Source organism: Bacteroides sp. RTP31139st1_H2_RTP31139_211217, assembly GCF_040227615.1.
GTDB classification, from domain to species: Bacteria; Bacteroidota; Bacteroidia; order Bacteroidales; family Bacteroidaceae; genus Bacteroides; species Bacteroides uniformis.
In genome coordinates this window covers 1-1,597 of sequence record NZ_JBCNZM010000324.1, presented here as the reverse complement: position 1 = coordinate 1,597, position 1,597 = coordinate 1, and the positions used below count along the sequence as shown (strand labels likewise).

2 protein-coding genes are annotated in these 1,597 nt (G+C 51.4%); both read left to right on the top strand.

All coding sequences use genetic code 11. From position 1 onward, the window contains the following. The first annotated feature begins 116 nt into the window (after positions 1 to 116). The gene (locus ABUA47_RS24595) at positions 117 to 695 is read left to right on the top strand and encodes a sugar O-acetyltransferase (protein WP_035448206.1); all 579 of its coding nucleotides are present in this window, start codon (positions 117 to 119) and stop codon (positions 693 to 695) included. 9 nt (positions 696 to 704) lie between these two features. Further along, a partial coding sequence (locus ABUA47_RS24590; protein WP_349832265.1) for a glycerate kinase occupies positions 705 to 1,597 on the top strand: 893 nt, incomplete at its 3' end.

The window sequence follows — 1,597 nt, the reverse complement described above, 5'->3', positions numbered from 1 at the left end:
CCGTGGACTGCACGGCAAAGCATATTGAACCGTACAACAAAGCCATTGTAGCATAGCCTCCTTACATTTGTACCCGAAAAATGATTAGAGTGTATAACAATTTAAATCAAACGATTATGAAAAGTATTTTTGAAAAAGATTTATCGGGAGAGATGGTTTCACCCAACGAGCCGGGCTACAATGCATTAATTGAGGACATTTTCGCTACCATCAAGGTTGCCACAGAAATGAATACGGGTTACCGCACCCCCGAAGAGGTACACGGATATATGGGCAAGATTCTCGGTAAACCGCTTGAAGAAAGTACAACGGTGCTGCCGCCACTCTACATCGACTACGGTAAGCCTATCACCATCGGAAAAGGGTGCTTCATCCAGCAATGCTGCACTTTCTTCGGTCGCGGCGGCATAACGATTGGCGATGAGGTATTTATCGGACCGAAAGTCAATCTGATTACAATCAACCACGACCCCGATCCGGAGAATCGCAGCGCTACCTATGGCCGTCCGATTACCATTGAGGATAAGGTATGGATAGGAATCAATTCGACCGTCCTCCCCGGAGTACGTATTGGCTACGGCGCAATTATCGGAGCGGGCAGTGTAGTGACCAAAGACGTTCCTCCTATGACTGTGGTAGCCGGGAATCCAGCCAGATTTATCAAAAAAATCAATAAACCACACCAAAAAGATTAAAGCAAATTCATGAAAAAGATAGTGATTGCCATCGATTCCTTCAAAGGATGTCTCACCTCGGCAGAAGCCGGAGAAGCTGCCGCCCAAGGGGTACATGCCGCATGTCCCGAATGCCGGACCATCGTGCTCCCCGTGGCCGACGGTGGAGACGGCATGCTCGACGTCCTGCTTGCAGCCAGTAACGGAAAACGTATCACCGTCCGTGCCCACGACCCGTTGATGCAACCGTGCGATGCCAGTTACGGCATCTCCGGAGACGGCAATACCGCATTCGTAGAAATGGCTGCCATCAGCGGCCTGCCACTGGTTCCTGCCGACAAAAGGAATCCGATGAAAACCACCACCTTCGGAACGGGCGAACTGATACGCGATGCCTTGGAACGGGGATGCCTCCGTTTCGTCATCGGACTTGGAGGGAGCGCCACGAACGATGCCGGTCTGGGAATGCTGCAAGCATTGGGATTCCGTTTCTTCGATAAAGAAGGACACGAAGTGGGAAGCATGGAAAAAGGCATCGCCCTATGCGGTGCCCTTCTATCGGAAATCAGCTCCATAGACAGCTCTTCTGCCCATCCCACACTGAAAAAGGCATGTTTCACGGCGGCGTGTGATGTACGCAATCCTTTCTTCGGTCCCAATGGAGCAGCCCACGTATTCGCTCCCCAAAAAGGAGCAGACGCGGATATGGTGAAGGAACTGGATGTTGCTATGCAGCATCTTTCGGACGTCATATTCCGCACTACCGGCAAAGACGTATCCTTGCATCCCGGTGCCGGTGCGGCAGGCGGTATGGGGGGCGGTCTCTACGCATTTCTGGATGCACAGTTGAAACCCGGCATAGAGCTTCTTTTGGAAACTCTGGACTTTGCAGAAAAGATTAAGGATGCCGACCTCCTCATCAC

Excerpts from the sequence above, each read along its gene's own strand:
- ABUA47_RS24595 (WP_035448206.1), top strand. The coding sequence starts at position 117 with ATGAAAAGTATTTTTGAAAAAGATTTATCGGGAGAGATGGTTTCACCC.